The sequence below is a fragment of the Novosphingobium album (ex Liu et al. 2023) genome, from assembly GCF_029076845.1.
Lineage (GTDB): Bacteria > Pseudomonadota > Alphaproteobacteria > Sphingomonadales > Sphingomonadaceae > Novosphingobium.
Genome location: NZ_JARESE010000073.1, coordinates 22,016 through 46,510 on the forward strand (window position 1 = coordinate 22,016; position 24,495 = coordinate 46,510).

Annotated in this window: 25 protein-coding genes and 2 riboswitches; of the genes, 15 read left to right on the top strand and 10 right to left on the bottom strand. The window is 67.8% G+C overall.

Annotated features, from left to right (window positions below; all coding sequences use genetic code 11):
- Window positions 1–5: 5 nt before the first annotated feature.
- The 11 genes from PYV00_RS20595 to PYV00_RS20645 all read left to right on the top strand — a co-directional run bounded on the left by PYV00_RS20595 (window position 6) and on the right by PYV00_RS20645 (window position 10,059).
- Window positions 6–290, top strand: a complete 285-nt coding sequence (locus tag PYV00_RS20595) for an NAD(P) transhydrogenase subunit alpha (protein WP_275230201.1) — start codon at window positions 6–8, stop codon at window positions 288–290.
- Entirely contained in the window at window positions 290–1,741 is a 1,452-nt protein-coding gene (locus tag PYV00_RS20600; RefSeq protein WP_428981665.1) for an NAD(P)(+) transhydrogenase (Re/Si-specific) subunit beta, read from the top strand. The genes PYV00_RS20595 and PYV00_RS20600 overlap by 1 nt, the downstream gene beginning before the upstream one ends.
- Complete coding sequence (locus tag PYV00_RS20605; RefSeq protein WP_342803832.1) at window positions 1,741–2,061, top strand: hypothetical protein; 321 nt, start codon at window positions 1,741–1,743, stop codon at window positions 2,059–2,061. Before PYV00_RS20600 ends, PYV00_RS20605 begins: the two co-directional genes overlap by 1 nt.
- A 38-nt stretch (window positions 2,062–2,099) precedes the next feature.
- Window positions 2,100–2,795 carry an aspartate/glutamate racemase family protein gene (locus PYV00_RS20610; protein WP_275230202.1) on the top strand — a complete coding sequence of 232 codons (696 nt, stop codon included), beginning with the start codon at window positions 2,100–2,102 and terminating at the stop codon, window positions 2,793–2,795.
- A 1-nt stretch (window position 2,796) separates the two neighbouring features.
- A complete protein-coding gene (locus PYV00_RS20615) occupies window positions 2,797–3,957 on the top strand; it encodes a deoxyguanosinetriphosphate triphosphohydrolase (RefSeq protein WP_275230203.1) in 1,161 nt (386 codons plus the stop codon).
- A 12-nt stretch (window positions 3,958–3,969) separates the two neighbouring features.
- The gene (locus PYV00_RS20620) at window positions 3,970–4,653 is read left to right on the top strand and encodes an NAD(P)H-binding protein (protein WP_275230204.1); all 684 of its coding nucleotides are present in this window, start codon (window positions 3,970–3,972) and stop codon (window positions 4,651–4,653) included.
- 62 nt (window positions 4,654–4,715) lie between these two features.
- Window positions 4,716–4,825: riboswitch (glycine riboswitch) on the top strand.
- A 1-nt stretch (window position 4,826) separates the two neighbouring features.
- Window positions 4,827–4,947: riboswitch (glycine riboswitch) on the top strand.
- 98 nt (window positions 4,948–5,045) lie between these two features.
- On the top strand, window positions 5,046–6,143 hold the full coding sequence (gene gcvT / locus PYV00_RS20625; RefSeq protein ID WP_275230318.1) for a glycine cleavage system aminomethyltransferase GcvT: 1,098 nt from the start codon (window positions 5,046–5,048) through the stop codon (window positions 6,141–6,143).
- 11 nt (window positions 6,144–6,154) lie between these two features.
- Window positions 6,155–6,526 carry a glycine cleavage system protein GcvH gene (gene gcvH, locus PYV00_RS20630; protein WP_275230205.1) on the top strand — a complete coding sequence of 124 codons (372 nt, stop codon included), beginning with the start codon at window positions 6,155–6,157 and terminating at the stop codon, window positions 6,524–6,526.
- A 4-nt stretch (window positions 6,527–6,530) separates the two neighbouring features.
- Window positions 6,531–7,889 (top strand): aminomethyl-transferring glycine dehydrogenase subunit GcvPA, encoded by a 1,359-nt coding sequence (gcvPA, locus tag PYV00_RS20635; protein ID WP_275230206.1) that lies wholly within the window; start codon window positions 6,531–6,533, stop codon window positions 7,887–7,889.
- Window positions 7,886–9,493: an aminomethyl-transferring glycine dehydrogenase subunit GcvPB gene (gene gcvPB, locus PYV00_RS20640; RefSeq protein WP_275230207.1), complete on the top strand. Its 1,608-nt coding sequence runs from the start codon at window positions 7,886–7,888 to the stop codon at window positions 9,491–9,493. The genes gcvPA and gcvPB overlap by 4 nt, the downstream gene beginning before the upstream one ends.
- Window positions 9,494–9,498: 5 nt before the next feature.
- Window positions 9,499–10,059, top strand: a complete 561-nt coding sequence (locus tag PYV00_RS20645) for a CcdC protein domain-containing protein (RefSeq protein WP_275230208.1) — start codon at window positions 9,499–9,501, stop codon at window positions 10,057–10,059.
- A 98-nt stretch (window positions 10,060–10,157) separates the two neighbouring features.
- On the opposite strand, the gene PYV00_RS20650 is transcribed toward PYV00_RS20645, so the two are convergent.
- Window positions 10,158–10,286 (bottom strand): entericidin A/B family lipoprotein, encoded by a 129-nt coding sequence (locus PYV00_RS20650; RefSeq protein WP_275230209.1) that lies wholly within the window; start codon window positions 10,284–10,286, stop codon window positions 10,158–10,160.
- Between the two features lie 92 nt (window positions 10,287–10,378).
- Window positions 10,379–11,302, bottom strand: a complete 924-nt coding sequence (locus PYV00_RS20655; protein ID WP_275230210.1) for a DMT family transporter — start codon at window positions 11,300–11,302, stop codon at window positions 10,379–10,381.
- Window positions 11,303–11,345: 43 nt separating this feature from the next.
- Here PYV00_RS20655 and PYV00_RS20660 point away from each other — a divergent pair, with 43 nt between their 5' ends.
- Complete coding sequence (locus tag PYV00_RS20660; RefSeq protein WP_275230211.1) at window positions 11,346–11,552, top strand: hypothetical protein; 207 nt, start codon at window positions 11,346–11,348, stop codon at window positions 11,550–11,552.
- 19 nt (window positions 11,553–11,571) lie between these two features.
- On the opposite strand, the gene PYV00_RS20665 is transcribed toward PYV00_RS20660, so the two are convergent.
- Complete coding sequence (locus PYV00_RS20665; RefSeq protein WP_275230212.1) at window positions 11,572–13,113, bottom strand: CpaF family protein; 1,542 nt, start codon at window positions 13,111–13,113, stop codon at window positions 11,572–11,574.
- Window positions 13,114–13,229: 116 nt separating this feature from the next.
- On the opposite strand from PYV00_RS20665, the gene PYV00_RS20670 reads away from it, so the two are divergent.
- Entirely contained in the window at window positions 13,230–13,532 is a 303-nt protein-coding gene (locus tag PYV00_RS20670) for an HNH endonuclease (RefSeq protein ID WP_275230213.1), read from the top strand.
- A gap of 89 nt (window positions 13,533–13,621) precedes the next feature.
- Here PYV00_RS20670 and PYV00_RS20675 read toward each other — a convergent pair whose 3' ends face one another.
- From PYV00_RS20675 to PYV00_RS20695, 5 genes are all read right to left on the bottom strand, one after another.
- Window positions 13,622–13,879 carry an ATP synthase F1 subunit epsilon gene (locus tag PYV00_RS20675; protein WP_275230214.1) on the bottom strand — a complete coding sequence of 86 codons (258 nt, stop codon included), beginning with the start codon at window positions 13,877–13,879 and terminating at the stop codon, window positions 13,622–13,624.
- Window positions 13,880–13,885: 6 nt separating this feature from the next.
- The gene (atpD, locus tag PYV00_RS20680) at window positions 13,886–15,343 is read right to left on the bottom strand and encodes a F0F1 ATP synthase subunit beta (RefSeq protein WP_275230215.1); all 1,458 of its coding nucleotides are present in this window, start codon (window positions 15,341–15,343) and stop codon (window positions 13,886–13,888) included.
- A 24-nt stretch (window positions 15,344–15,367) separates the two neighbouring features.
- Window positions 15,368–16,255 carry a F0F1 ATP synthase subunit gamma gene (locus tag PYV00_RS20685; RefSeq protein ID WP_275230216.1) on the bottom strand — a complete coding sequence of 296 codons (888 nt, stop codon included), beginning with the start codon at window positions 16,253–16,255 and terminating at the stop codon, window positions 15,368–15,370.
- A 104-nt stretch (window positions 16,256–16,359) separates the two neighbouring features.
- Window positions 16,360–17,889 (bottom strand): F0F1 ATP synthase subunit alpha, encoded by a 1,530-nt coding sequence (gene atpA, locus PYV00_RS20690; protein ID WP_275230217.1) that lies wholly within the window; start codon window positions 17,887–17,889, stop codon window positions 16,360–16,362.
- A gap of 14 nt (window positions 17,890–17,903) precedes the next feature.
- Window positions 17,904–18,458, bottom strand: coding sequence for a F0F1 ATP synthase subunit delta (locus tag PYV00_RS20695; protein WP_275230218.1), 555 nt, complete (start codon window positions 18,456–18,458; stop codon window positions 17,904–17,906).
- 387 nt (window positions 18,459–18,845) lie between these two features.
- Between PYV00_RS20695 and ada the strand changes: the two genes are divergently transcribed.
- Complete coding sequence (ada, locus tag PYV00_RS20700; protein ID WP_275230319.1) at window positions 18,846–19,871, top strand: bifunctional DNA-binding transcriptional regulator/O6-methylguanine-DNA methyltransferase Ada; 1,026 nt, start codon at window positions 18,846–18,848, stop codon at window positions 19,869–19,871.
- Here the strand turns inward: ada and PYV00_RS20705 are convergent.
- Complete coding sequence (locus PYV00_RS20705; protein ID WP_275230219.1) at window positions 19,868–21,331, bottom strand: hypothetical protein; 1,464 nt, start codon at window positions 21,329–21,331, stop codon at window positions 19,868–19,870. The genes ada and PYV00_RS20705 overlap by 4 nt on opposite strands.
- Before the next feature lie 118 nt (window positions 21,332–21,449).
- On the opposite strand from PYV00_RS20705, the gene PYV00_RS20710 reads away from it, so the two are divergent.
- A complete protein-coding gene (locus PYV00_RS20710; RefSeq protein ID WP_275230220.1) occupies window positions 21,450–22,337 on the top strand; it encodes a CPBP family intramembrane glutamic endopeptidase in 888 nt (295 codons plus the stop codon).
- On the opposite strand, the gene PYV00_RS20715 is transcribed toward PYV00_RS20710, so the two are convergent.
- Entirely contained in the window at window positions 22,322–24,487 is a 2,166-nt protein-coding gene (locus PYV00_RS20715) for a primosomal protein N' (protein WP_275230221.1), read from the bottom strand. The genes PYV00_RS20710 and PYV00_RS20715 overlap by 16 nt on opposite strands.
- Window positions 24,488–24,495: the final 8 nt, after the last annotated feature.

The window sequence follows — 24,495 nt, forward strand, 5'->3', positions numbered from 1 at the left end:
GCATAGTGGACTTCATCTCGATCCTCTCGATCTTCGTCATGGCCTGCTTCGTGGGCTATTATGTCGTCTGGTCGGTCACGCCCGCGCTGCACACGCCGCTGATGGCGGTGACCAACGCGATTTCCTCGGTGATCATCGTCGGCGCGCTCGTTGCCGGTGCCGCCGCCGGATCGCCGGTGGCCAAGTGGCTGGGCCTGGCCGGCGTGGTGCTGGCCAGCATCAACATCTTCGGCGGCTTCGCCGTGACCGAGCGGATGCTGGCGATGTACAAGAAGAAGGACCGCAAATAGTGGCGATCGCGCCTTCCGAAGCCGTGGCGGGCGCTTCGCTTGCGGTCCATGAGGTGAGCCCGTGGGTCGCGGCGGCCTATCTGGTCGCCGGCGCCTGCTTCATCCTGGCCTTGCGCGGCCTGTCATCGCCTGCCACCTCGCGCCGGGGCAATCGCTTGGGCATGGCCGGGATGCTGATCGCGGTCGTGACCACGCTGATCACGCACGAGATCGCCAGCCTGCCCGAGATCCTGGTGGCCATCGCGATCGGCGGCGGCATCGGCTTCGTCATCGCTCGCCGCATCCAGATGACGGCGATGCCGCAGCTGGTCGCCGCCTTCCACTCGCTGGTCGGCCTTGCCGCGGTGCTGGTGGGGATCGCCGCCTATCTCAATCCCGGCGCATTCGGCATTCTGGAACCGGGCGGGCTCGATATCCTGAAGGGCAGCCGGCTTGAGATGGGGCTGGGCGTCGCCATCGGCGCGATCACCTTTTCCGGCTCGGTGATCGCTTTCGCCAAGCTCAACGGCAACATGAGCGGGGCGCCGATCCTGTTGCCGGCGCGGCATGTGATCAACCTGGGCACGCTGATCGCGATCCTGGTGCTGGTGAACCTGTTCCACTGGGATACGCCGGCGCTGTTCTGGGCCATCGTCGGGCTTTCGTTCCTGATCGGCTTCCTGCTGATCATCCCGATCGGCGGGGCGGACATGCCCGTGGTCGTCTCGATGCTGAACAGCTATTCGGGCTGGGCGGCCGCCGCGATGGGCTTCACGCTGCACAACACCGCGATGATCATCACCGGCGCGCTGGTCGGCGCTTCGGGCGCGATCCTGTCGTACATCATGTGCCGGGCGATGAACCGCAGCTTCATCTCGGTGATCGCCGGCGGCTTCGGCGCCGAGGCGGGCGGGGGCGGCGATGCGGTCAAGACAGACCGGCCGTGGAAGCGCGGCTCGGCCGAGGACGCGGCTTTCCTGATGAAAGAGGCCGAGCAGGTCATCATCATTCCCGGCTACGGCATGGCCGTGGCGCAGGCCCAGCACGTGCTGCGCGAGATGGCGGACCAGCTCAAGGCGCACGGCGTGCGCGTCAAGTACGCGATCCACCCGGTCGCCGGCCGGATGCCCGGCCACATGAACGTGCTGCTGGCCGAGGCCAACGTCCCTTATGACGAGGTCTTCGAGCTGGAAGACATCAACGGCGAATTCGCCCAGACCGACGTCGCCTTCATCATCGGCGCCAACGACGTGGTCAACCCCGCGGCCAAGACCGACAAGTCCTCGCCGATCTACGGGATGCCGGTGTTCGATGTGGAAAAGGCCAAGACCATCTTCTTCATCAAGCGCTCGATGGGCGGGCAGGGCTATGCCGGCGTCGACAACGACGTGTTCTACATGGACCAGACGATGATGCTGCTGTCCGATGCCAAGAAGATGGTCGAGGAAATCGTCAAGGCCCTGGCGGACTGATGCGCCGCTTCGTGCTGCTCCTGCTGCTGGCGGCGGCGGGCGTTTACCTGACTTTCGGCGGCGGCTGGCGCGCTTTCAAGGAATATCGCGTGCGCTCCGCCCTGGTCGAGGCCGGCCTTTCCGACAAGCGCGCCGATTGCATGGCGCGGCGCATGGTGAAGCGGCTGTCCATCGTCCAGCTTTACAAGCTGCAGCGGTTCGAAGGGGAAAGCCATTCGCTCGGCGCCTATATCGCCGGCGTGCGCCGCGTGGGTGATGGGGAAGCGATTGCGGTGACGGCCAGCTCGGCCGCCTTGTGCGCCACGGGCATCGCCCGCTAGGAAGGCAGGCGAGCGAGACTGCGAAAGGACTCCCCATTTTGCGCAAGATCGGCCTGATCGGCGGCCTCAGCTGGTTTTCCACCCGGACTTACTACGAATACATCAATCGCGGCGTGCAGGCGCGCGCGGGCGCCACGGCCAGCGCGCCGATGGTGATCGAAAGCCTGGATGCCGCCAGCCTGATGCGGCTTTCCAGCGCGGAGGACTGGCAGCACGCCAGCGACGTGCTGGCCGAATCGGCCCGCCGGCTTGAAGCCGCCGGCGCCACCGCGATCCTCATCGGCGCCAATTCGATGCACAAGGTCTATGATGCGGTGGCCGATGCGGTGGCGGTGCCGCTGCTCCACATCGCCGAATGCGTTGCTGAACGCATGGTCCGGCAGGGGGCGAAGCGCGCGGCGCTGCTCGGCACGCGCAACGTCATGCTCGATACCTTCTACCGGCAGAAGCTGATCGCGCGCGATATCGAGCTGCTGCCGCCCAGCCTGGCGCGGGTCGAGACGCTTGACCGGATCATCTATGACGAGCTGATGCTGGGCAAGGCGACGCGCCAGTCCGAGCGCGAGCTGAAGACGATCATCACCACGCTGGGGCAGGAAGGCGCCGAAGCGATCGTGCTGGGCTGTACCGAGCTTGAGATGATCGTCGATGTCGATGCCAATGTGCTGCCGATCTTCGATTGCACGCGCATCCATGCCGATGCGGCGGTCGACTGGATCCTGGGTGAGGGCTGACTTGGCACTCGCCCCCTACGCCTCTGACCCGGAACGGACGCGCGGACGCGAATTCCCGCTGGAAAACGCGCTCGCGCGCGGACCGCGCAGCGCTTATCAGCGCGATCGGGACCGGATCATCCATTCGATCGCGTTCCGCCGCCTGCGCTACAAGACGCAAGTGTTCATCGCGCCCGACGGCGATCATTACCGGGTGCGGCTGACGCACAGCCTGGAAGTGGCGCAGATCGCGCGCGTGATCGCCCGCACGCTGGGGCTGGACGAGGATCTGACCGAGGCGCTGGCGCTGGCCCACGACATCGGCCACGCCCCGTTCGGCCATGCCGGCGAGGAAGCGCTGAAAGCCGCGCTCGACCGGCGCGGCGGCTTCGATCACAATGCCCATTGCCTGCGCACGCTGATGCGGATCGAATCGCCCTATTGCGAGCATGACGGGCTCAACCTCACCTGGGAGACGCTGGAGGGCCTGGCCAAGCACAACGGGCCGGTGGCCCAGCCGAACTGGGCGCTGGCCGGGCTCGACGCGGAATACCCGCTCGATCTGGCCACCTGGCCTTCGCTGGAAGCGCAGATCGCTTCGCTGTCCGACGATATCGCCTATGACAATCACGATATCGACGATGGCCTGCGCGCCGGCTTCCTCGATCTTGACGAGCTGCTGGCCCATCCCTTCGTCGCCGATCACTGGGCCGAGGTCGAGCGGCGCTATCCCCTGGCGCCGCGCGACCGCCAGCTGGCCGAGCTGATCCGCAGCCAGATCGGCTTCATGGTCAACGATCTCATCGCCGAAACCCGACGGCGCGTCGCGGGCATGGCCGACGTGGGCGACGTGCGCGGCGCCGGCCGGGCCACCGCTGCCTTCTCGCCCGAGCTGGGCGAGGCCGAGCGCGGCTTCAAGCGCTTCATGTACGAAAAGTTGTATTACCATCCCGAGCAGGTCGAGACCGCGCGGCGCGCCCGCGCCGTGATCGCCGAGCTCTTCGCGGCCTATTCGCAGGAACCGGTGCTGATGGACGAGGAGTGGATCGACACGCTGCCGCGTTTCGAGCCCGATCGCAGCCGCCACATTGCCGATTACATCGCGGGCATGACCGATCGCTTCGCCATCACCTGCCACGAACAGATCTATGGCCGCACCACCGAGGGCCTGCGCAATGTTTGAGGCGCGCGCGCGGTGAGTGCCGGCCCGGTGAAGCGCATCTGCCTTGTCGGTGCGACGGGGCTGGTCGGCTACAGCCTGCTGGAAGAGGCGGTGGGGCGCGAGGATGTGCGCCTGGTCGCCGTCGCCCGTCGCGAGGTGGCGCTGCCGCCGGGCGCGCGCATGGAAATGCTGGTGGGCGATACCGGCGGCTGGCCGCGCGCGATCGCGGCGGCGCGGGCCGACGTCCTGGTCTGCGCGCTGGGCACGACGATGCGGCGCGCCGGCGGCGAGGAGGCATTCCGCGCGATCGACCACGATCTGGTGCTGGCCTGCGCCCGCGCCGCGCGCGATGCGGGGATCGAGCGCATGATCGTGGTGTCATCGGTCGGCGCCGACCGCGCGAGCCGGGCCTTCTACCTGCGCACCAAAGGCGAGACCGACGAGGCGCTGGGCAAGCTGGGCTTCCGCCGGCTCGATATCCTGCGGCCGGGCCTGCTGCGCGGGTCACGCGCCGAAAGCCGGCCGTTCGAACGTCTGGCGCAGGCGGCCGCTCCGCTGGCGGATCTGTTCCTTCAGGGCGGCTGGCGGCGCTTCCGCGCGGTCCGCGCGCGATCGCTGGCGCGGGCCATCCTGGCGCTGGCGCATGAGAAGGCCGCCGGGCGGTTCATCCACGAATATGACGGGATTCAGCTAATCCTGCGCCGGGCTGGGGAATAGTCTCGGCTCCGGCTGGCCGGGCGGTTGACTCGCATCGGCGGCTCGCCCATCGTTCATGCATCGCTGACAGCGCGGGAGAGACCCGTCGATTCGACCTATCAGGGAAGCATCGCCGGGCGCCGAAGGAGCAACCGCCCCGGAATCTCTCAGGCAAAAGGACCGCGCGGCGTCGATAGCGAGACTCTGGAAAGTGCCCTGCCGAAAACGGGGGGCCGCCGACGGTGTAACCCAGCAAGCCCTTGTGATCGGGTGCGCGGGGGAAAGCTCTCAGGCTTCCGTGACAGAGGGGGCACCTGGAATGGTGTGCCAAGCTGTGCGGAGCGTTTGATGTGAGCGATGATGTTTTCCCGGATGACGTTTCCGCTGATGATGACGCGGCCGAAGAGGTCGCGATCGCGCTGCTGACCCTGCCGCTCGATGCCTGGCACCGCGCGCGCGGGGGCCGCATGGTCGAATTCGCCGGCTATCTCATGCCCGTGCAGTACGAAGGCATCATCGCCGAGCACCAGTGGACGCGCGAGAATGCCGGGCTGTTCGATGTGTCGCACATGGGCCAGTTGTTCGTCTCGGGCGAGGATGCCGATGCGGCGCTGGAAGCGGTGCTGCCCATCGATCTGGCGACGCTGAAGCTGGGCGCCTTGCGCTATTCGCTGCTGCTCGATGCGGATGGCGGCATTCTTGACGATCTCATCGTCTCGCGCTGGCGCGAAGGGCTGTTCCTGGTCGTCAACGGCGCGACCAAATGGGACGATATCGCCTGGCTGCGTGAGCAGCTGCCCGATGCCGTCACGCTCAACCATCTGGACGAGCGCGCGCTGCTGGCGCTGCAGGGCCCGGCCGCGTTCGCCGCGCTGGACCGGCTGGCGAGCGGCGAGCATCCGCTTGCGGCGCTGACCTTCATGCGCGGCGGCCGGTTCATGCTGGGCGGCGTGGAAGCGTGGATCAGCCGTTCGGGCTATACCGGCGAGGACGGCTTCGAGATCTCGGTTCCCGCCGAAGCCGCCGTCGCCGTGGCCGATCTGCTCTGCGGCGCGCCCGAGGTGAAGCCGATCGGGCTGGGCGCGCGGGATTCGCTGCGGCTTGAAGCTGGCCTGCCGCTCTATGGCCACGATCTCTCGCCCGAAACCGATCCCGTCAGCGCCGATCTCGCCTTCGCGATCAACAAGCGCCGCCGCGCCGAAGGCGGCTTTCCCGGCGCGGAGCGGATTCTCGGTCTGCTCACCAGTGGCGCGCCGCGCCGCCGGATCGGCCTCTCGCTCGAGGGACGGATGGCCGCGCGCGAAGGCGCCAAGGTCTTCGCCGGAGACCGCGAAGTCGGCATCGTCACTTCAGGCGGCTTTTCGCCCACGCTGCAACGGCCCATCGCCATGGCCTATGTCGATAGCGACCTGGCCGCAGAGGGAACCGCGCTGTCGCTCGAAATGCGGGGCAAGCGGCTCGATGCCCGCATCGTGCCGATGCCCTTCGTCCCCCACCGCTATCATCGTTGAGGAACTGCCCCATGCCCCGCTATTTCACCCAGGATCATGAGTGGATCGATGTCGAAGGCGATACCGGCACTGTCGGCATCACCGATTATGCCCAGAGCCAGCTGGGCGACATCACCTTCGTCGAGCTGCCCGCCGAAGGCAGCACCGTGGCCAAGGGCGATTCGGTTTCGGTGGTCGATTCGGTGAAGGCCGCCTCCGACGTCTATACCCCGGTAAGCGGCACGGTGAGCGACACCAACGCCGCGCTCGCCGATGAGCCCGAACTGGTCAACAGCGATGCCGAGCTGGGCGGTTGGCTGTTCCGCATCACGCTGAGCGATCCCGCCGAGCTGGCCGGCCTGATGGACAGGGCGGCTTACGACGCCTTCGTCGCGGAGCTTTGAGCCGATGCGCTACCTGCCGCTGACCGAGGCCGACCGGGCCGAGATGCTGGCGGTGATCGGCGCCGCCACGGTTGATGACCTGTTCGCCGACGTGCCCGCCCAGGCCCGGCTTGACGGGCCGATCGCCGGCCTGCCGCTCCACGCCAGCGAACTGGCGGTCGAACGGCACATGACCGGGCTGGCCGCCCGCAACCTCAGCGCGGGCAGCGTGCCGTTCTTCCTGGGCGCCGGGGCTTACCGGCATCATGTGCCCGCAAGCGTCGATCATCTTATCCAGCGCGGCGAGTTCCTCACCGCCTACACGCCTTACCAGCCCGAGATCGCGCAAGGCACCTTGCAGGCGCTGTTCGAGTTCCAGACCCAGGTCGCGCGGCTTTACGGCACAGAGATCGCCAATGCCTCGATGTACGACGGCTCGACCGCGTGCTGGGAAGCGATCCTGATGGCCGGGCGGATCACCCGGCGCGATCGGGTGGTGCTCTCGGGCGGGCTGCATCCGCACTATGCGCAAGTGGTGCGGACCATGGCCAAGTTCACCCGCGACGTGATCGACACGCGGTTGCCCGAACTTCAGGCAGAACCTGATGATATCGCGTTAATCAGTTCGATTGATGGTGAAACCGCCTGCGTCGTGGTGCAATATCCCGACATCCTCGGCCGCATCCCCGATCTGGCCGCGATCGCCGAGGCGGCGCACGCCAGGGGCGCCTTGCTGGTCGCGGTCGTGACCGAGCCGGTCGCGCTCGGCCTGATCGAAGCGCCCGGCCATCTCGGTGCGGATATCGTCGTGGGCGAAGGGCAGTCGCTGGGCGTCGGGCTCCAGTTCGGCGGGCCCTATCTCGGCCTGTTCGGCTGCCGCGAGAAGTTCGTGCGCCAGATGCCGGGGCGGCTGTGCGGGCAGACGGTCGATGCCGAGGGCAAGCGCGGCTTCGTGCTTACCCTTTCGACGCGCGAGCAGCATATCCGACGCGAAAAAGCGACGAGCAATATCTGCACTAATTCAGGGCTTTGTGCGCTTTCCTTCAGTATTCATATGACCCTGCTTGGTGGGGAGGGACTGGCGCGGCTCGCCCGGATCAACCATGCCCGCGCGCAGGCCATGGTGGCGCGACTGACGCAAGTGCCGGGCGTTTCCTGCCTGAACGACGCCTATTTCAACGAAGTCACCCTGCTGCTGCCGCGCGATGCCCGCGATGTGGTGCGCGCGCTGGCCGAACGCCGGGTGCTCGGCGGCGTCTCGCTGGGACGGCTCTATCCCGGTGTCGCGAGCTTGCGGCACGGGCTGCTCGTCACCGCGACCGAGACCACCACGGACGAGGATATCGCCATCTTCGCCGCCGAACTGGAAGGAGTGCTGGCATGACCGCCGTCAACGCCGCCGGATGGCGGCCCGCCATCGGCGAGGCGGGCGATGCGCCGCCGGCCGTGGCCACCATGAGCGGCGATCGTGGCCTCATGCTCGAAGAGCCGCTCAGCTTCGAGTTGGGCGCGCCGGGCAAATGCGGCGTCGATCTCGACGAGCCCGAGGGCGCGCCCGTGGCCGGCCTTGCCCGGTTCCTGCGCCGGCAGGCCCCGGCGCTGCCCGGCCTGACCGAGCCGGAGGCGATTCGCCACTACACGCGCCTGTCGCGGCAGAACTATGCGATCGATCTTGGGCCGTTCCCGCTCGGCTCCTGCACGATGAAGCACAATCCCCGGCTTAACGAGAAGGTCGCGCGGCTGCCGGGCTTTGCCGATGTGCATCCGCTGCAGCCGCAGAATACCGTGCGCGGCGCGCTCGACGTGATCAACCAGCTTGCCCATTGGCTGGTGACGCTCACCGGGATGCACGGCGTGGCGATGACGCCCAAGGCCGGCGCCCATGGCGAACTGTGCGGCCTGCTGTGCATTCGCGCCGCGCTGGAAGCACGCGGCGATGCGCGCTCGGTGGTGCTGGTGCCCGAAAGCGCACATGGCACCAATCCCGCGACCGCCGCTTTCGCCGGCTACCGGGTGGAAAGCATTCCCGCCACCGCCGACGGGCGCGTCGATCTCGCCGCGCTCAAGGGCCGGCTCGGGCCGGACGTGGCGGCGGTGATGATCACAAATCCCAACACGTGCGGCCTGTTCGAACGCGACATGAAGGCGATCGCCGACGCGGCCCACGCCGCCGGGGCTTTCGTCTATTGCGACGGCGCCAATTTCAACGCGATCGTCGGCAAAGTGCGGCCGGGCGACCTGGGCGTCGATGCCATGCATATCAACCTGCACAAGACCTTCTCAACCCCGCACGGCGGCGGCGGGCCGGGATCGGGGCCGGTCGTGCTGTCCGAAGCGCTTTCGCCTTTCGGGCCGCTGCCCTTCACCGCGCGCACCGCCGACGGCGTCGTCCATCTCGTCGAGGAAGAGGACGCCGAGGCCATGGGCCATGCGCAGGGCTTTGGCCGGATGAGCGCGTTCCACGGCCAGATGGGCATGTTCACCCGCGCGCTGGCCTATATCCTCAGCCACGGCGCCGATGGGCTGCGCCAGGTGGCCGAGGACGCGGTGCTGAATGCCAACTATGTGCTGCGATCGTGCGAGGACGTGCTCACCGCGCCGTTCGGCGCCAGCGGCCCGTGTATGCACGAGGCGCTGTTCAGCGATGCCGGGCTGGCCGATCACTTCTCCACGCTCGACGTGGCCAAGGGCCTGATCGACGAGGGTTTCCACCCGATGACGGTCTATTTCCCGCTGGTGGTGAAAGGCGCGATGCTGATCGAGCCGACCGAGACCGAAAGCAGGGCCGGGCTGGACCGCTTCATCGCCTCGCTGCGCAGCGTGGCCGAACGGGCGCGGGCAGGGGACGAAAGCCTGCATTCGGCCCCGCGCTTCGCGCCGCGTCGGCGGCTGGATGAGACGCTGGCCGCGCGCAAGCCGGTGCTGGTCTGGCAAGGCACGCCGGGCGTGCCGGGCGCGCCTGCGCTCAGCGAGATCGGCGGAAGCTGATCGGCATGAGCCCGCTGGTCCGCACGCTGGTCGGCTATCTGCCGATCCTCATCCTGATCGCCGTCATGGCCTGGCGCTATCGCAACGTGCACAAGGCGCGCGCCTTGCGGCCGGGGCGCTTGTGGATCTTGCCGGCGATCTATGGCGCGATCGTGCTGGCGGCGATGCTGTCCATGCCGACCAGCGGTCTGGGCTGGCTTTGCTTCGTGGCCGGGGTGGCAATCGGGGTGCTGCTGGGCTGGCAGCGCGGCCGCCTGATGCGCCTGCATGTCGATGACGACAGCGGCACCGTGATGATGCGGCAATCGCCGGCCGCGCTGGTGCTGATCGTGGTGATCGCGGTACTGCGCCGCGCGATCCATCCCGCCACGCCGGGCACGCCGCCGGTCCATGGGCATTTCCCGGCCGAGGCGCTCTATTTCACGGATGCCCTGCTGGGCTTCGTGCTGGGCATGATCGTGGCGCAAAGGCTGGAGATCTGGCTGCGGGCAAGGGCCCTGCTGGCCGAGCATCACGCGCAAAAGCAGGCCACGCCACCGCCTCCGCCTGCCTTGCAAGAGGGATAGTCCTGAAACGGGGATGGCCGCGCGGGAAGAAGCGGCCAGCGATGCAGGGAGCTTGGTAGCGACCCTTCCCGCGCGGCACCGTTGCTGTCAGTGCGCGATCACCATGCGCGATCGGCGGCTTCACCAACGGATTCGATATCGCGGCCCGCGCCCTTGACGGTGTTGCAGGCCGAAGCGCTCAGCGCGATGCTTCCGACCACGAGCGCGAAGACGATTTTCCTGATCATGACGAGCGTATCCTTCTGGTCGGCATCCGGCCGCGCGACCGGATATCCTCAGCGAAACTCGCGAAGGCGCGCCATGTTCCCTTGGGGAAGATTCAGAGCGGCGCCAGCCCACTTTCCTGTTCATGGACAAGGCGCCGCGCCGCCCTTCGCGCCAGCCGGCGCTCGCGCCAGGTGATGACCAGCCCGGCGGCGACGATCGCCGGGGCGCCCAGCCAGGTCGCGGTGGTGGGCAGGCGATCCCAGATCAGCCAGCCGTAAAACGTCGCCCAGATGAGCGAGGTGTAATCCATCACCACCACGGTCGCGACCTGGCCCAGCCGCAGCGATGCGGTGATGAGCAGTTGCGCGATGGTCCCGAGCGTGCCGATGCCGGCCAGGATCGCCCATTCCCGTGCGCTGTGCGGCGTGTAGTAGAGCGGCAGGAGGATCGCGGTCATCAGCGCGCCGTAGAACGCGAACCAGAACACGCAGCTTATCGGCTCCTCGGTCCGGGCCAGATCGCGGATCTGGAAGCTGACGACCGCGACCAGCAGGCCCGCGCCCAGCCCGGCCGCCACGCCCCAGGGCGATACCGCCTCGTGCCCCGGATTGGCGATGATCAGAACGCCCAGAAAGCCCAGGGCCACTGCCGTCCAGCGCCAGGGCCCCACCCGATCGCGCAGCACCAGCGCGGTCATCAGCACGGCGAACAGCGGCGTGGTGAAGGAAAACGTGGTCGCTTCGGCCAGCGGCAGCAGCAGCGCGGCGCTGACGTTGCAGAACAGCCCGATCATCCCCGTGGTCGCGCGGCGGGCGTGGCTGGCCATGCGCCGTGTGCGCAGGCGGTGGAGGCCGCCCGTCGCCGCCAGCCAGCCGAACAGGATAGGCACCGAGAAGGCCTGGCGCCAGAAAACGATCTCCGGCCCGGCGACGCCCAGCTCGCCAACATATTTGATCAGCATGAACATTGTCGAGAGCAGCGCCATGGCGGCGGCTCTAAAGGCGATGGCCAGCAGCGGGCGCTCGGTGTGATGCACAAACGGGCTTTAACCGCCGCGCGGTTCGAGGCAAGGGCCGGGCATGGATCAGGCAACCCGAATAATGGCGCTGGCCGGCGCGATCGCGGCGTTGATCGCCGCCGCCGCGTGGCTGGCCGATCATCGCCGGATGCGCCGCGCCGATCTGGACCGGGTGGGCTTCATGCCCTGGACGACGGTCTTCTTCTGGTCCCTGCTGGCCGCCATCGTCCTGCTGGGGCTGGCGGCGCGGGACTGGCTGGCCAGCTAGGGCCGCGATCGCGGCACGCTTACAGGCAGGCTTCCAGATAGGCCTGATCGAAGCCGAACTGGCGCGCCTTTTCCAGCGTATAGGGCCTCAGGCCGGAAGGGCGGAATTCGCCCAGGATGCGGCCGTCGTCGGTCTCGTCGAGATATTCGAACTTGAACAGTTCCTGCGTGACGATGACATCGCCTTCCATGCCGATCACTTCGGTGATGTTGGTGGTACGGCGCGAACCGTCGCGCAGGCGCTTGACCTGCACGATCAGATCCACCGATTCGGCGATCTGGCGGCTGATCGCTTCCTTCGGGATCTTGATGTCGCCCATCATGATCATGTTTTCCATACGGCCCAGGCACTCGCGCGGGCTGTTGGCGTGGAGCGTGCACATCGAGCCGTCATGGCCGGTGTTCATCGCGGCCAGCAGGTCGAAGCATTCAGCGCCACGGATTTCGCCCAGGATGATCCGGTCAGGCCGCATACGCAGCGCGTTCTTGACGAGATCGCCGATGGTGATCGCGCCCTGTCCTTCCAGGTTCGGCGGGCGGGTTTCCAGCGGCAGCCAGTGCGGCTGCTGCAGGCGAAGCTCGGCCGCGTCCTCGATCGTCAGCACGCGCTCGCCCGGGTCGATCATCTTCGACAGGGCATTGAGCATCGTCGTCTTGCCCGAGCCGGTACCGCCCGAGATGACCACGTTCATCCGGCAGGCGCCGGCGATCTTGAGCGTGGTGCACATCTTGTCCGACATCGAGCCGAAGTCCTTCAGCATGTCGAGCGTGATGGGCTTTTCGGAAAACTTACGAATCGAGATGGCGGTGCCACGCAGCGAGAGCGGCGGCACGATCACGTTGACGCGGCTGCCGTCCTTGAGGCGAGCATCGGCGAGCGGCGTGGTCTGGTCGACGCGGCGGCCGACCTGATTGACGATGCGCTGGGCGATCTGGAACAGATGCTGCTCGTCGCGGAACTTGGTGTTGGCGAGTTGGAGCTTGCCCTTCTTTTCGATGTAGGTCTGGTCCGGGCCGTTAACCATGATATCGGAGATATCCGGGTCGTTCAGCAGTTCCTCCAGTGGCCCGAAACCAAGCAGTTCGTCGATCAGCACCTTTTCCAGCGCGAACTGCTCGCGCCGGTTGAACGTGATCTTGAGCTCGGCGAGCACCTCCATGATGATCGGGCGGAACTCTTCGGAAAGCTCGTCCTTGGTCAGCGTCGCCGCCGCTTCGGGATCGACGCGTTCGAGCAGGCGGGGCAGCACCTGTTCCTTGATCTTGTGGATCGAGGCTTCGAAGCCGCCCTGGTCGGAGTTGTTGTCGTGAACCGCATTGGCGCGATCGGCGAGGCGGGTCATGGCATCGTCGCGCAAGTTCTTGTGCGAGGGCGCGCCCATGTCGGCCGCGGGGATCGGCGGGAACTGCTCGCCGCCCGGAACCGGAGCGCTGGATTGCGGCGGCGGCGCGCCAGCCGGCTTGTCGCCGGCCCCGCCCTTCAGCGGCTTTGCGACGCCGAAGGCAGGGCGCGCGCCCTGTCCCATCCCGCCCATGCCGTTACGCCGCCCGAATGCACTCATAGCGTACTCAACCTTCCCGACGCGCCTGTCCATCGCGCGATTGCAGCCTTGCGAATTCGGCAGATCATTAAGGTTGAAACTTTGATAACTTCCTAATGGTGGAGAATGGACCTGGCATGGCCGATACGGATCGGGAGAGCGGACCGGGCGAGCGGCCCTGCTGGCTTTGCGCCAGACCGCTTGGGCGCCGGATCGAATGGCATCACCCGGTGCCGAAAAGCCGGGGAGGGCGCGAAACCGTGCCGCTACACCCGATCTGCCACCGCGCGATCCACGCCAATTTCACCAATGCCGAACTCACGCGCAAGGGCGAGGCGGTGCAGATGCTGCGCGAGCACGCGGCAATCGCGCGGTTCATCGCATGGGTTGCGGACAAGCCGCCGGATTTCCACGCGCGCACCGCCGCGAAGCGACGCTAGCGGTCGATCATCGGGCGTGGAGCGGCGGCCCCATACGAGAAAGGGCGCCGAAACGGCGCCCTTTTCCGAAATCCGGTTGTCGCGGGCGGTCAGCCTTCGACGTGCTCGGCCAGCACGGTCAGGCCATTGGCGCCCACTTCGGCGAAGCCGCCCTGGATCATGATCTCCTCGGGCGCGCCGCTTTCGCTGCGATAGACCTTGAGCGCGCCATCGCGGATCGTCGACATGAAGGGCGCGTGGCCTTCCAGCACGCCGAACTCGCCTTCCGCGCCGGGGACGACCACCATGTGGACGTCTTCCGAACGCACGAGCTTGGCCGGCGTGACGAGTTCAAAGTGCAGTGCCATTGTCGATTACGCCTCTTCGGCCAGCTTCTTGGCCTTCGCCACCGCCTCGTCGATACCGCCGACCATGTAGAACGCGGCTTCGGGCAGATGATCGTATTCGCCTTCGACCACCGCCTTGAACGACTTCACGGTGTCCTCGATCTGGACGAACTTGCCCGGAATGCCGGTAAAGACCTCGGCGACGTGGAACGGCTGCGAGAGGAACTTCTGGATCTTGCGGGCGCGGGCGACGGTGAGCTTATCCTCTTCGGACAGCTCGTCCATGCCCAGGATCGCGATGATGTCCTGCAGCGACTTGTACTTCTGCAGCGTTTCCTGGACCTTGCGGGCGGTTTCGTAGTGCTCCTGGCCGACGACGCGCGGCTCGAGCACGCGCGAGGTGGAGTCGAGCGGATCGACCGCCGGGTAGATGCCCAGCTCCGAGATCGCGCGGTTCAGCGTGGTGGTCGCGTCAAGGTGGGCGAACGAGGTCGCCGGGGCCGGGTCGGTCAAGTCGTCCGCGGGAACGTAGATCGCCTGCACCGAGGTGATCGAGCCCTTGGTGGTCGAGGTGATGCGTTCCTGCAGCGCGCCCATGTCGGTCGACAGGGTCGGCTGATAGCCCACGGCCGAAGGGATACGGCCGAGCAGGGCGGACACTTCGGCGCCCGCCTGGGTGAAGCGGAAGATGTTGTCGACGAAGAAGAGCACATCCTGGCCCTCCTGGTCGCGGAAGTATTCGGCCATGGTCAGGCCCGAGAGCGCGACGCGGGCGCGGGCGCCCGGCGGCTCGTTCATCTGGCCGAACACGAGCGCCACCTTGGAGCCTTCCGACGTGGCGTTGCCCTCGGCGTCCTTGGCGATGACGCCGGCGTCGAGGAATTCGTGGTAGAGGTCGTTGCCCTCGCGCGTGCGTTCACCGACGCCGGCGAACACCGAGACGCCGCCGTGACCCTTGGCGATGTTGTTGATCAGTTCCTGGATCAGCACGGTCTTGCCCACGCCCGCGCCGCCGAATAGCCCGATCTTGCCGCCCTTGGCGTAAGGCGCGAGGAGGTCGATCACCTTGATGCCGGTGACGAGGATCGCCGCTTCGGTCGACTGGTCGACGAACAGCGGGGCCTCGGCGTGGATCGGCGCGGACATGTCGCTGCCGACCGGACCGCGCTCGTCGATCGGATCGCCGACGACGTTGAGGATGCGGCCGAGCGTCTTGGGGCCGACCGGCACGGTGATCTGCGCGCCGGTGCTGGACACGTCCTGGCCGCGCGTCAGGCCGTCGGTGCCGTCCATGGCGATGGTGCGCACGGTGTTTTCACCCAGGTGCTGGGCGACTTCGAGAACCAGCTTCTGGCCGTTGTTCTCGGTGACGAGCGCGGTGAGGATCGCCGGCAGCTCGCCTTCGAAGGTCACGTCGACGACGGCGCCGATGACCTGGCTGATCTTGCCGGTAGTGGTCTGGTTGAGCACGGGTGCGGTGGCCATTTTCGTTTCCTTGCCTTCGATGCCTTACAGCGCTTCCGCGCCAGCAATAATTTCCACGAGTTCGGTAGTGATCGCGGCCTGGCGGCTGCGGTTGTACTGGATGGTCAGCTTCTGGATCAGTTCGCCGGCGTTGCGCGTGGCGTTGTCCATGGCGGTCATCGACGCGCCTTGTTCCGACGCGGAATTTTCCAGCAGCGCGCCGAAGATCTGCGTCTTGAGATAGCGCGGCAGCAGCGCGGCGAGGATATCCTCCTCGTCCGGCTCGTATTCCACGACCGCTGCCCCAATGGCGGACGCGCCGGCCGCGGCGGTCTTGGGCGCGGGCACCGGGATGATCTGCTGTTCGGTCGGTTCCTGCAGCAGGGCCGAGCGGAACTTCGAGTAGAACAGGTGCGCCACATCGAACTTGCCCTCCTCGTAGAGCTTGACCAGCTCGGCCGCGACCCGCTCCGCCTCGTCATAGCCCGGTTCGCGCACGTCGGTCGTGTCGAACATGGCCAGCACGGCCTTGGGATAGTTGCGGCGGATCACCGGGCGGCCCTTGCGGCCGACCATGTAGAACAGCACCGTCTTGCCCGCCGCTTCCAGCTCGCGCGCCTTGACCAGAGCGGCCTTGACGATGTTCGAGTTGAACGCGCCGCACAGCCCTTTGTCCGAGTTGGCGACGACGAGCAGGTGGACCTGGTCGCTGCCGGTGCCGGCCAGCAGCTTGGGCGAGGTTTCGCTCACCGTCACCTTGCTGGCGAGCGAGCCCATGACCTCGGCGAGCCGCGCCGCGTAGGGACGCGCTGCTTCGGCCGCCGCCTGCGCCTTGCGCAGCTTGGCCGCCGCGACCATCTGCTTGGCCTTGGTGATCTTCTGGGTCGATTTGACCGAGTTGATCCGGCCCTTGAGTTCCTTGAGGCTGGCCATAAGCCGGAAAACCTATCCCTTATGCGTCTGCTGAACCTGCTTCAGCATCCATGTCGCCGCGCCGCCGTCCCGAGATGGGCGAAAGGCGCGGCTACGGTCGAACCTTACGCGAACTGCCTGGCGAACGTGTCGAGCGCGGCGACCGTCCTGGTCTTGGCCTCGTCGCCAAAATCCTTGGTGTCGCGGATCAGCGCGAGGACATCGGGATGCTCGGAGCGCATGAAGCTGAGCATCCCGGCCTCGTATTCGGTCACCTTGTCGACGGGCAGCGCGTCGAGATAGCCGTTGGTGCCGGCGAAGATCGACACAGTCTGCTCCTCGAACGGCAGCGGCGAGAACTGCGGCTGCTTGAGCAGCTCGGTCAGGCGTGCGCCGCGATTGAGCAGCTTCTGCGTCGAGGCGTCGAGGTCCGAGCCGAACTGCGCGAAGGCCGCCATTTCGCGGTACTGCGCCAGTTCCAGTTTGATCGAGCCCGAGACCTTCTTCATCGCCTTGGTCTGCGCCGAGGAGCCGACGCGGCTGACTGAGAGGCCGACGTTGATCGCCGGGCGCACGCCCTGGTAGAACAAGCCGGTTTCGAGGAAGATCTGGCCATCGGTGATCGAGATCACGTTGGTCGGGATGTAGGCCGAGACGTCGCCGGCCTGGGTCTCGATGATCGGCAGCGCGGTGAGCGAGCCGGCGCCGAGCGAATCGTTCATCTTCGCGGCGCGCTCCAAGAGGCGGCTGTGGAGATAGAACACATCGCCCGGATAGGCTTCGCGGCCCGGCGGGCGGCGCAGCAGCAGCGACATCTGGCGATAGGCGACGGCCTGCTTGGACAAGTCGTCATAGACGATGACCGCGTGCATCCCGTTGTCACGGAAGAATTCGCCCATGGCGCAGCCGGTATAGGGCGCCAGGTACTGCAGCGGGGCCGGTTCCGAAGCGGTGGCGGCCACGACGATGGAATATTCCATCGCGCCGTTCTCTTCCAGCTGGCGGACGATCTGCGCGACGGTTGAGCGCTTCTGGCCGATCGCGACGTAGATGCAGTAGAGCTTCTTGCCCTCGTCGTCGCCCGCGTTGACGCCCTTCTGGTTGATGAAGGTATCGATCGCGACGGCGGTCTTGCCGGTCTGGCGGTCACCGATGATCAGCTCGCGCTGGCCGCGGCCGACGGGCACCAGCGCGTCGAGCGCCTTGAGGCCGGTCTGCACCGGCTCGTGCACCGACTTGCGCGGGATGATGCCCGGCGCCTTGACCTCGACGCGGCGGCGTTCGGCCGCCTCGATCGGGCCCTTGCCGTCGATCGGGTTGCCCAGCGCGTCGACCACGCGGCCGAGCAGGCCCTTGCCCACCGGCACGTCCACGATGGTGCCGGTGCGCTTGACGGTGTCGCCTTCCTTGATCTGCTGGTCCGAACCGAAGATCACGACGCCGACATTGTCGGCTTCGAGGTTCAGCGCCATGCCCTGGATGCCGTTGGCGAATTCCACCATCTCGCCGGCCTGGACCTTGTCGAGGCCGTGGATGCGGGCGATGCCGTCACCCACCGAGAGCACGGAGCCGACTTCCGAGACCTGGGCCTCGGTGCCGAAGCTGGCGATCTGGTCCTTGATGACCTTCGAGATTTCTGCGGCGCGGATGTCCATTGCTTAGCCTTTCTTCAGCCCTTCATGGCCTGGGCGAGAGAATTGAGACGGGTGCGGATCGAGCTGTCGATACGCTTGGACCCGATGGTGACGACGAGACCGCCGAGCAGTTCGGGATCGACACTGGTGCGGACTTTCACGTTGCGGCCTTCGCGGGCCTCCAGCTTCTGCCGGAGCTGCTCGACCTGCTCGACGCTGAGCGCGTGGGCCGAGGCGACTTCGGCGGTCGCCTCGCCGCGCTGGGCGGCGGCGATCGCGTGGAAGGCGCGCACGATCTCGGGCAGCGCCGAAAGGCGGCGGTTGGCCGCGAGCACGCCCACGAAATTGCGCGTCAGGTCCGACAGGCCCAGCACGGGGGCAAGCGCGTCCATCACCTTGCCGGCCGCTTCCCGGCTGACTTGCGGATTGCGAATCAGGGCGGCGAACTCATTGCTTTCGGCGATCGCCTGCTCGATCTTCTCCAGATCGGCCTCGACTGCCGTCACTACGCCCTTTTCGCTGGCAAGGTCGAACAACGCCGAAGCGTAACGCCCTTGCAAGCTGGCCTTTATGCCGCCGGAATTCTCCACGCGTGTCCTATCCTTACATCGGGTGGGCTGAGGCACGTTGAAGGACGCGCGAAAAGCACGGCCGGCCCGCAGACCGGGCGCGCATAGCGACGATTGTGACGGGATGCAAGGCAGGCGGGACATGCCGGGGACAACCCCGTTTGGCGGGCACGTTTCGGCTTTGAAAGCAAGCGGCGGGACGCGAAGCGGCCGGCACCGCGCTAGGCAGTGCCGGTAGCAGGCGGAAAGGACCGGCCCATGACATATCGAATCGCGCCCGTGCGGCGCGACAGGCGCGAATCCGGCCCCGCCGGGACAGGTGCGGTGTTGGCCGCCGGGCCGAACGCCTGTATTCCCGCGCACGACCGCGCGAGCGGGCTGGGCCCGGAACTGGCGGGGAGGGATTCGATGACCATCGCCGACGACACCGCCTGGCAAGCTGTCCTGAAGCGCGATCGCAGCTTCGATGGGCGTTTCGTCACCGGGGTGCATTCCACCGGCATCTATTGCCGCCCGTCGTGCTCGGCCCGCCATCCCCGGCGCGAGAACGTGCGCTTCTATGCCTCGGCGCGCGAAGCGCGTGCGGCGGGGCTGCGGCCTTGTATGCGATGCCGCCCGGACGATATCGCTCGTGACGAGGCCGCGCTCGCCCGGGCGATCGCCCTGATCCGCGCCAGCGAGGAGGCGATCCCGCTGGACGTGCTGGCCGGGGCGGCCGGCTATAGCCCGGCGCATTTCCAGCGCCTGTTCAAGCGCGCGGTGGGCCTGTCTCCCGCGGGCTATGCGCGGGCGCTGCGCGTCGAGCGCGCGGGCGCGGCGCTGAGCGCAGGCGCGAGCGTGACCGAGGCGGTCTATGCCGCCGGGTTCGGCGCGCCATCCCGGTTCTATGAAGCTAGCGAAGGGAGAATGGGCATGGCGCCATCGGCATGGCGTGACGGGGGGCGGGGCGTGACGATCCGCTGGGCGGTGGTTCCTACCACGCTGGGCGACATGCTGGTCGCCGCGACCGGGAAGGGCGTGTGCCGCCTTTCGTTCGACGAGGATCGCGACGAGCTGGCCCGACGTTTTCCCCATGCCGAACTGGTGGCGGGCGGCGACGCTTTCGCCGCACTGCTGGCCGATGTGATCACGGCGGTGGAACAGCCCGGCGATTCCCGCGCGATCCCGCTCGACGTGCAGGGCACCGCCTTTCAGGAAGCGGTCTGGCGCGAGCTGCGGCGTATCCCGCCCGGCGAGACGCGCAGCTATGCCCAGATCGCCGCCGCCGTGGGCAAACCCGGCGCGGTGCGCGCGGCCGGTTCGGCCAACGGGGCCAACAATGTCGCGGTGCTGATCCCCTGCCACCGCGTGATCCGCACCGACGGCACGCTGGGCGGCTATGCCTATGGCCTCGACATCAAGCGCGAACTGTTGCGGCGGGAAGGCGGGAGTTAGTTCGGCCTTTCAGGCGCGTTGGCGAAGAGCCGGCGCATGTTGCCAATGGTTTCGAGCGCCTTGCGGCCGACATCGCCGCCGTGGGGATCATAGGCCATGACCTTGGCCACGGCTTCGGCTTCGTCGAACCGGCGCTGCGCGGCCAGCGCGAAGGCATGGGCCAGCCGCACTTCGCTTGATTCGGGCGCCAGCGCGAAGGCATGGGCGATGCTGGCGAACAGTTCGGGAGTGGGCGGCACGCCCAGTCGCGTCATGATCCGATAGCGCGTGACCGCGATATAGGGATCGTCCGGGCCAAGCCGGGCGGCGCGGGCCAATTCGTCCAGGATCGTGTCGCGCGGGGCCCCGCGCGCGGCCAGCAGATCGGCGCGCAGCAGGTGGCCGCGCGCATGGTCCGGTGCCAATGCGACCAGCCGGTCGGCCAGCGCCTCGGCCGCGATCGCGCCGCCATCGCGGGCCCGCTCGGCCAGCGCGAGCTGATAGAGTACGGCCGGATCGTTCGGGAATCGCGTGGCGAGCCCCGCCAGCGCCGCGCGCGTCGCTTCGGCATCGCGGCCGGTGCGGCGCGCCAGTTCAAGCTCCACCAGCGCGGATGCGGGGCCATCCAGCGCGGTGATCTCGGGCGGGGCCGGCGGCGCGACCGGGCCGGGCGATGGCGTGACCGGCAAGGGGCGGGCGGCATAGGCGGCGAAGGCCCGGTCCAGCGCGGCCGGACTGCCCAGCCGCGCGGCGGCGGCCCCTGGCGCTTCACCGGCGGCGATCGCGGCGAGATAGGTCTTCAGCGCGGCGGACCGGGCGGGATCGGATTCGAGCATGTGCGCCAGCAGCCACGCGCGCGCATAGAAATCGCGCGGGTCTTTCGTGGCTTTGGCCGGCATCTCGCCCGCCAGCATCGGCGCCAGCGGCGCGGCGGCACCGCGCGCGCGACGCAGGCGCCGGCCGGGCGGCGTGCCCATTGTCCAGCTTCCATCGGGCGCGAACGTCACGGTCGAAAGATATTCGGCCAGCCCCTCGCGATACCACGCCGGCCAGGGCGCGGTCAGGTGGCGGTACATGAAGTGGTGGGTATATTCGTGGAACAGCGTCATCTGGCCGGAAAGGCGCTTGCCGCCCCGGTCCGCCGCGCGGTTGGCGATGGCGAAGCTGCCCTCGCTCACCGGGCTGTAGAACCCGGCGACATGATCGCGATCGAGCAGGCGGGAGACCGAGCCGGCCTTGGCCAGCAGATAGATCGTCAGCGGATTGGGCCGGGGCTCGGCCCGGATCGCGAAGCGTTCGCGCAAAACGGCATCGAAGCGTTCGAGATTCTCGGCAAAGGCGCGCAAGTCGGCCGGATCGCCCTCGCTATAGATGATGAACTCAGCGGTCGTCGCCCTGTACCAGCCGGCGGCATGGGCCGGGACGGCGCAGGCCAGCAGGGCGGCCAGCGCCAGGAGGAAGCGAAAGGCGGGGCGAAGCATCACTGCTTCCTTAGCGAGATTGCGCCGCTTCGCCAGTGGCGCAAGCCGCTGAATTCCCGTCGACAGCACAGGCGGGGCGGGGATAAGCAGCACGACTGGCCGGAAAGGAGACAAGGCGATGACGCAGCTTGGCGAGACGCGCGAACCGGGCCGCTTGCGGCGCTTCATCGCTTATCCGCTGACGCTGATGGTGATTGGCGCGGCCATGGTGATCGGCGCGCTGGTGATCGTCTCGATCGGGATCAACCTGTTCGACATCGGCAGGAATTCTCCCCTTGGAGCCTTGCGCGGGCTGGCGGCGGGGCTTGCCCCCGTGCTGGCCTATGCGGTGTTCGGGCGTTGGGTGGAGCGCGGGCCGAATCGTGAATTCGCCACGCCTGGCGCGGCGCGCGAGCTGGGGCTGGGCCTGCTGCTGGGCTTCGTTCTGATGGTGGGGTCGGCCGGGCTGGTCGCGCTGCTGGGCGGCTTTCGCATCGAAGGCGTGCTGGGCCTGGGCAACTTCTGGACGATGCTGGGCGTGGCGCTTTATTCCGGCCCGTTCGAGGAGACGCTGTTCCGCGCGGTCATCCTGCGCCAGCTTGAACGGGTGGTCGGCACGTTCTGGGCCCTGGCGGCGACGGCGGCGTTCTTCGGCTTTGCGCATCTGGCCAACCCGAACGCCACGTTTTTCGCCGGCTTCGCGATCATGATGGAGGCCGGCATCCTGCTGGGCGCGGCCTATCTGCTGACGCGGCGGCTGTGGCTGGCGATCGGGGTGCATTCGGCATGGAACTTCACGCAAGGCTGGCTGCTGTCGATCCCGGTTTCGGGAACCGGCCCCTCGCCGGGCCTGCTGGTCACCAGCCGGACCGGGCCCGAATGGCTGACTGGCGGGGATTTCGGGCTGGAAGCATCCGTCGTCACGCTGGTGGTGGCGACGCTGGCGGGGCTGGCGATGCTGCGCCGCGCCTGGCAGCGCGGGGAATTCGTGGCGCCGCGCTGGCAGCGGAATCAGACGAAGCTGTAGGGGTCGATATCGATATTCACCCGCACGCCTTGCGGGAAAGTCAGCGCGTCGAGCCATTCGCGGATCACGCGCTGCAATTCGGCGCTGCGCCGCGCATTGATCAGCAGGCGATAGCGATAGCGGCCGCGCAGCAGCGCCATCGGCGCGGGCGCGGGGCCCAGCACCATGATATCGGGGTGATCGGGCCGGGTGCCACCGATCGCGCGCGCGGCCATCTGCGCTTCGGCCTGGTCTTCGGACGAGACGATGATCGCCGCCCAGCGGCCGAACGGAGGCGCGCCCGCCTCGCGCCGCGCCTGCGCCTCGGCATCGTAGAAGGCATCGCGGTCCCCGGCGGCGAGCGCGGCGATCACCGGCGCTTCGGGATGGCGCGTCTGGATCAGCACCTCGCCCGGCTTCTCGCCGCGCCCGGCGCGCCCGGCGACTTGCGCGACTTGCTGGTAAGTGCGCTCGGCCGCGCGCAAGTCTCCGCCTTCGAGGCCAAGATCGGCATCGACCACGCCCACCAGCGTCAGTTCGGGAAAATGATACCCCTTGGTGACGAGCTGGGTGCCGATGATGACGTCGATCGCGCCTTCCTCGGCCGCCGCCACGAAAGCGCCGATCGCCTCGGGCGTGTTGAGCGTGTCCGACGTCACGACGGCGACGCGCGCTTCGGGCAGGATCTCCGCCACTTCGTCGGCGATCCGCTCGACCCCCGGTCCGCAGGCTACCAGGCAATCGCCGGTGCCGCATTCGGGGCAGACCTCGGGCACGGGCACTTCGTGGCCGCAATGGTGGCAGGCGAGCCGTCCCGAAAAGCGGTGCTCCACCAGCCAGGCGGTGCAGTTGGGGCACTGGAAGCGATAGCCGCAATGGCGGCACAGCGTCAGCGGCGCATAGCCGCGCCGGTTGAGGAACAGCAGCGACTGCTCGCCGCGCGCCAGCCGCTGCTTCATCCCCTCGACCAGCCGGGGCGCCAGCCAGCGGCCGCGCTCGGGCACTTCGGCGCGCAAGTCCACCACCGAGATCTCGGGCAGGGTCGCGCCGCCGAACCGATCGGGCAGGGCGATCCGGCGATAGACGCCCGCTTCGGCCAGCTGCATCGATTCGAGCGCGGGCGTGGCGCTGGCCAGGATCACCGGCACGCTTTCGAACCGCGCGCGGATCACCGCGACATCGCGCGCGTTATAGCGCACGCCGTCATCCTGCTTGAACGAGACCTCGTGCGCTTCATCAACCACGATCAGCCCCAGGTTGGCATAAGGCAGGAACAGCGCCGAGCGCGCGCCGACCACCACTTGCGCCTGCCCCTGCACGATCGCGCGCCACGCCCGGCGCCGTTCGCTCGATTTCAGCGAGCTGTGCCACAGCACCGGCGGCACGCCGAAGCGATGCTCGAAGCGGCGCAGGAAATTCTCGGTCAGCGCGATCTCGGGCAGCAGCACCAGCACTTGCCGCCCCAGTTGCAGCGCCTCGGCGATGGCTTCGAAATAGCACTCGGTCTTGCCCGATCCGGTGACGCCGTCGAGCAGGAAGGGCGCGAAGGCGTGGCCGCGCGTCGCGGCGATGAAGGCGTCGGCGGCGGCCTGCTGGTCGGGATTGAGATCGGGCGCGGCGAAATCGGGCAGGGCGGCGGGATAGGGCCGGTCAAGATCGACCGTCACCGGCTCCAGGATGCCCGCGCCGACCATGCCGCGCAGCACGCCTTCGGACACGCCGGCCAGCTCGGCCAGCTCGCGGATCGTCGCCTGCTCGCCCTGCAGGGCATCGAGCGCGGCGGCGCGCTGCGGCGTCATCCGCGTGGGTTCCTCGCCGGTCAGGCGGTATTCGGTGGTGGTGGTGCCGCCGCGCAGCGCCGCGCTCGATGCCAGCGCCATGCGCGCCACCGCCGACATCGGCGCACAGTAATAGTCGGCGGTCCATTCGATCAGCCGGCGCAGCTCGGCGCGCAGGGGTGGCACTGGCAGCACTTCGAGCAGCGGCCGCAGCTTCGCGTCGGGCACTTCCTTGGCCTTCAGGCGTTCCGCTTCCCACACGATGCCCAGAACCTGGCGCGGCCCCAGCGGCGCGATCACGACCGAGCCGAATTCGATCGCCATCCCTTCGGGCAGGCGATAGTCAAGAACGCCAAGCGCGGCGTTGAATACGAGGAGTCGGACGCGTTTCATCGAGGGGC

Excerpts from the sequence above, each read along its gene's own strand:
- PYV00_RS20605 (WP_342803832.1), top strand. The coding sequence starts at position 1,741 with ATGCGCCGCTTCGTGCTGCTCCTGCTGCTGGCGGCGGCGGGCGTTTAC.
- gcvH (WP_275230205.1), top strand. The coding sequence starts at position 6,155 with ATGCCCCGCTATTTCACCCAGGATCATGAGTGGATCGATGTCGAAGGC.
- gcvPA (WP_275230206.1), top strand. The coding sequence starts at position 6,531 with ATGCGCTACCTGCCGCTGACCGAGGCCGACCGGGCCGAGATGCTGGCG.
- gcvPB (WP_275230207.1), top strand. The coding sequence starts at position 7,886 with ATGACCGCCGTCAACGCCGCCGGATGGCGGCCCGCCATCGGCGAGGCG.
- PYV00_RS20645 (WP_275230208.1), top strand. The coding sequence starts at position 9,499 with ATGAGCCCGCTGGTCCGCACGCTGGTCGGCTATCTGCCGATCCTCATC.
- PYV00_RS20650 (WP_275230209.1), bottom strand. The coding sequence starts at position 10,286 with ATGATCAGGAAAATCGTCTTCGCGCTCGTGGTCGGAAGCATCGCGCTG.
- PYV00_RS20660 (WP_275230211.1), top strand. The coding sequence starts at position 11,346 with ATGGATCAGGCAACCCGAATAATGGCGCTGGCCGGCGCGATCGCGGCG.
- PYV00_RS20665 (WP_275230212.1), bottom strand. The coding sequence starts at position 13,113 with ATGAGTGCATTCGGGCGGCGTAACGGCATGGGCGGGATGGGACAGGGC.
- PYV00_RS20670 (WP_275230213.1), top strand. The coding sequence starts at position 13,230 with ATGGCCGATACGGATCGGGAGAGCGGACCGGGCGAGCGGCCCTGCTGG.
- PYV00_RS20675 (WP_275230214.1), bottom strand. The coding sequence starts at position 13,879 with ATGGCACTGCACTTTGAACTCGTCACGCCGGCCAAGCTCGTGCGTTCG.
- atpD (WP_275230215.1), bottom strand. The coding sequence starts at position 15,343 with ATGGCCACCGCACCCGTGCTCAACCAGACCACTACCGGCAAGATCAGC.
- PYV00_RS20685 (WP_275230216.1), bottom strand. The coding sequence starts at position 16,255 with ATGGCCAGCCTCAAGGAACTCAAGGGCCGGATCAACTCGGTCAAATCG.
- atpA (WP_275230217.1), bottom strand. The coding sequence starts at position 17,889 with ATGGACATCCGCGCCGCAGAAATCTCGAAGGTCATCAAGGACCAGATC.
- ada (WP_275230319.1), top strand. The coding sequence starts at position 18,846 with ATGACCATCGCCGACGACACCGCCTGGCAAGCTGTCCTGAAGCGCGAT.
- PYV00_RS20705 (WP_275230219.1), bottom strand. The coding sequence starts at position 21,331 with ATGCTTCGCCCCGCCTTTCGCTTCCTCCTGGCGCTGGCCGCCCTGCTG.
- PYV00_RS20710 (WP_275230220.1), top strand. The coding sequence starts at position 21,450 with ATGACGCAGCTTGGCGAGACGCGCGAACCGGGCCGCTTGCGGCGCTTC.
- PYV00_RS20715 (WP_275230221.1), bottom strand. The coding sequence starts at position 24,487 with ATGAAACGCGTCCGACTCCTCGTATTCAACGCCGCGCTTGGCGTTCTT.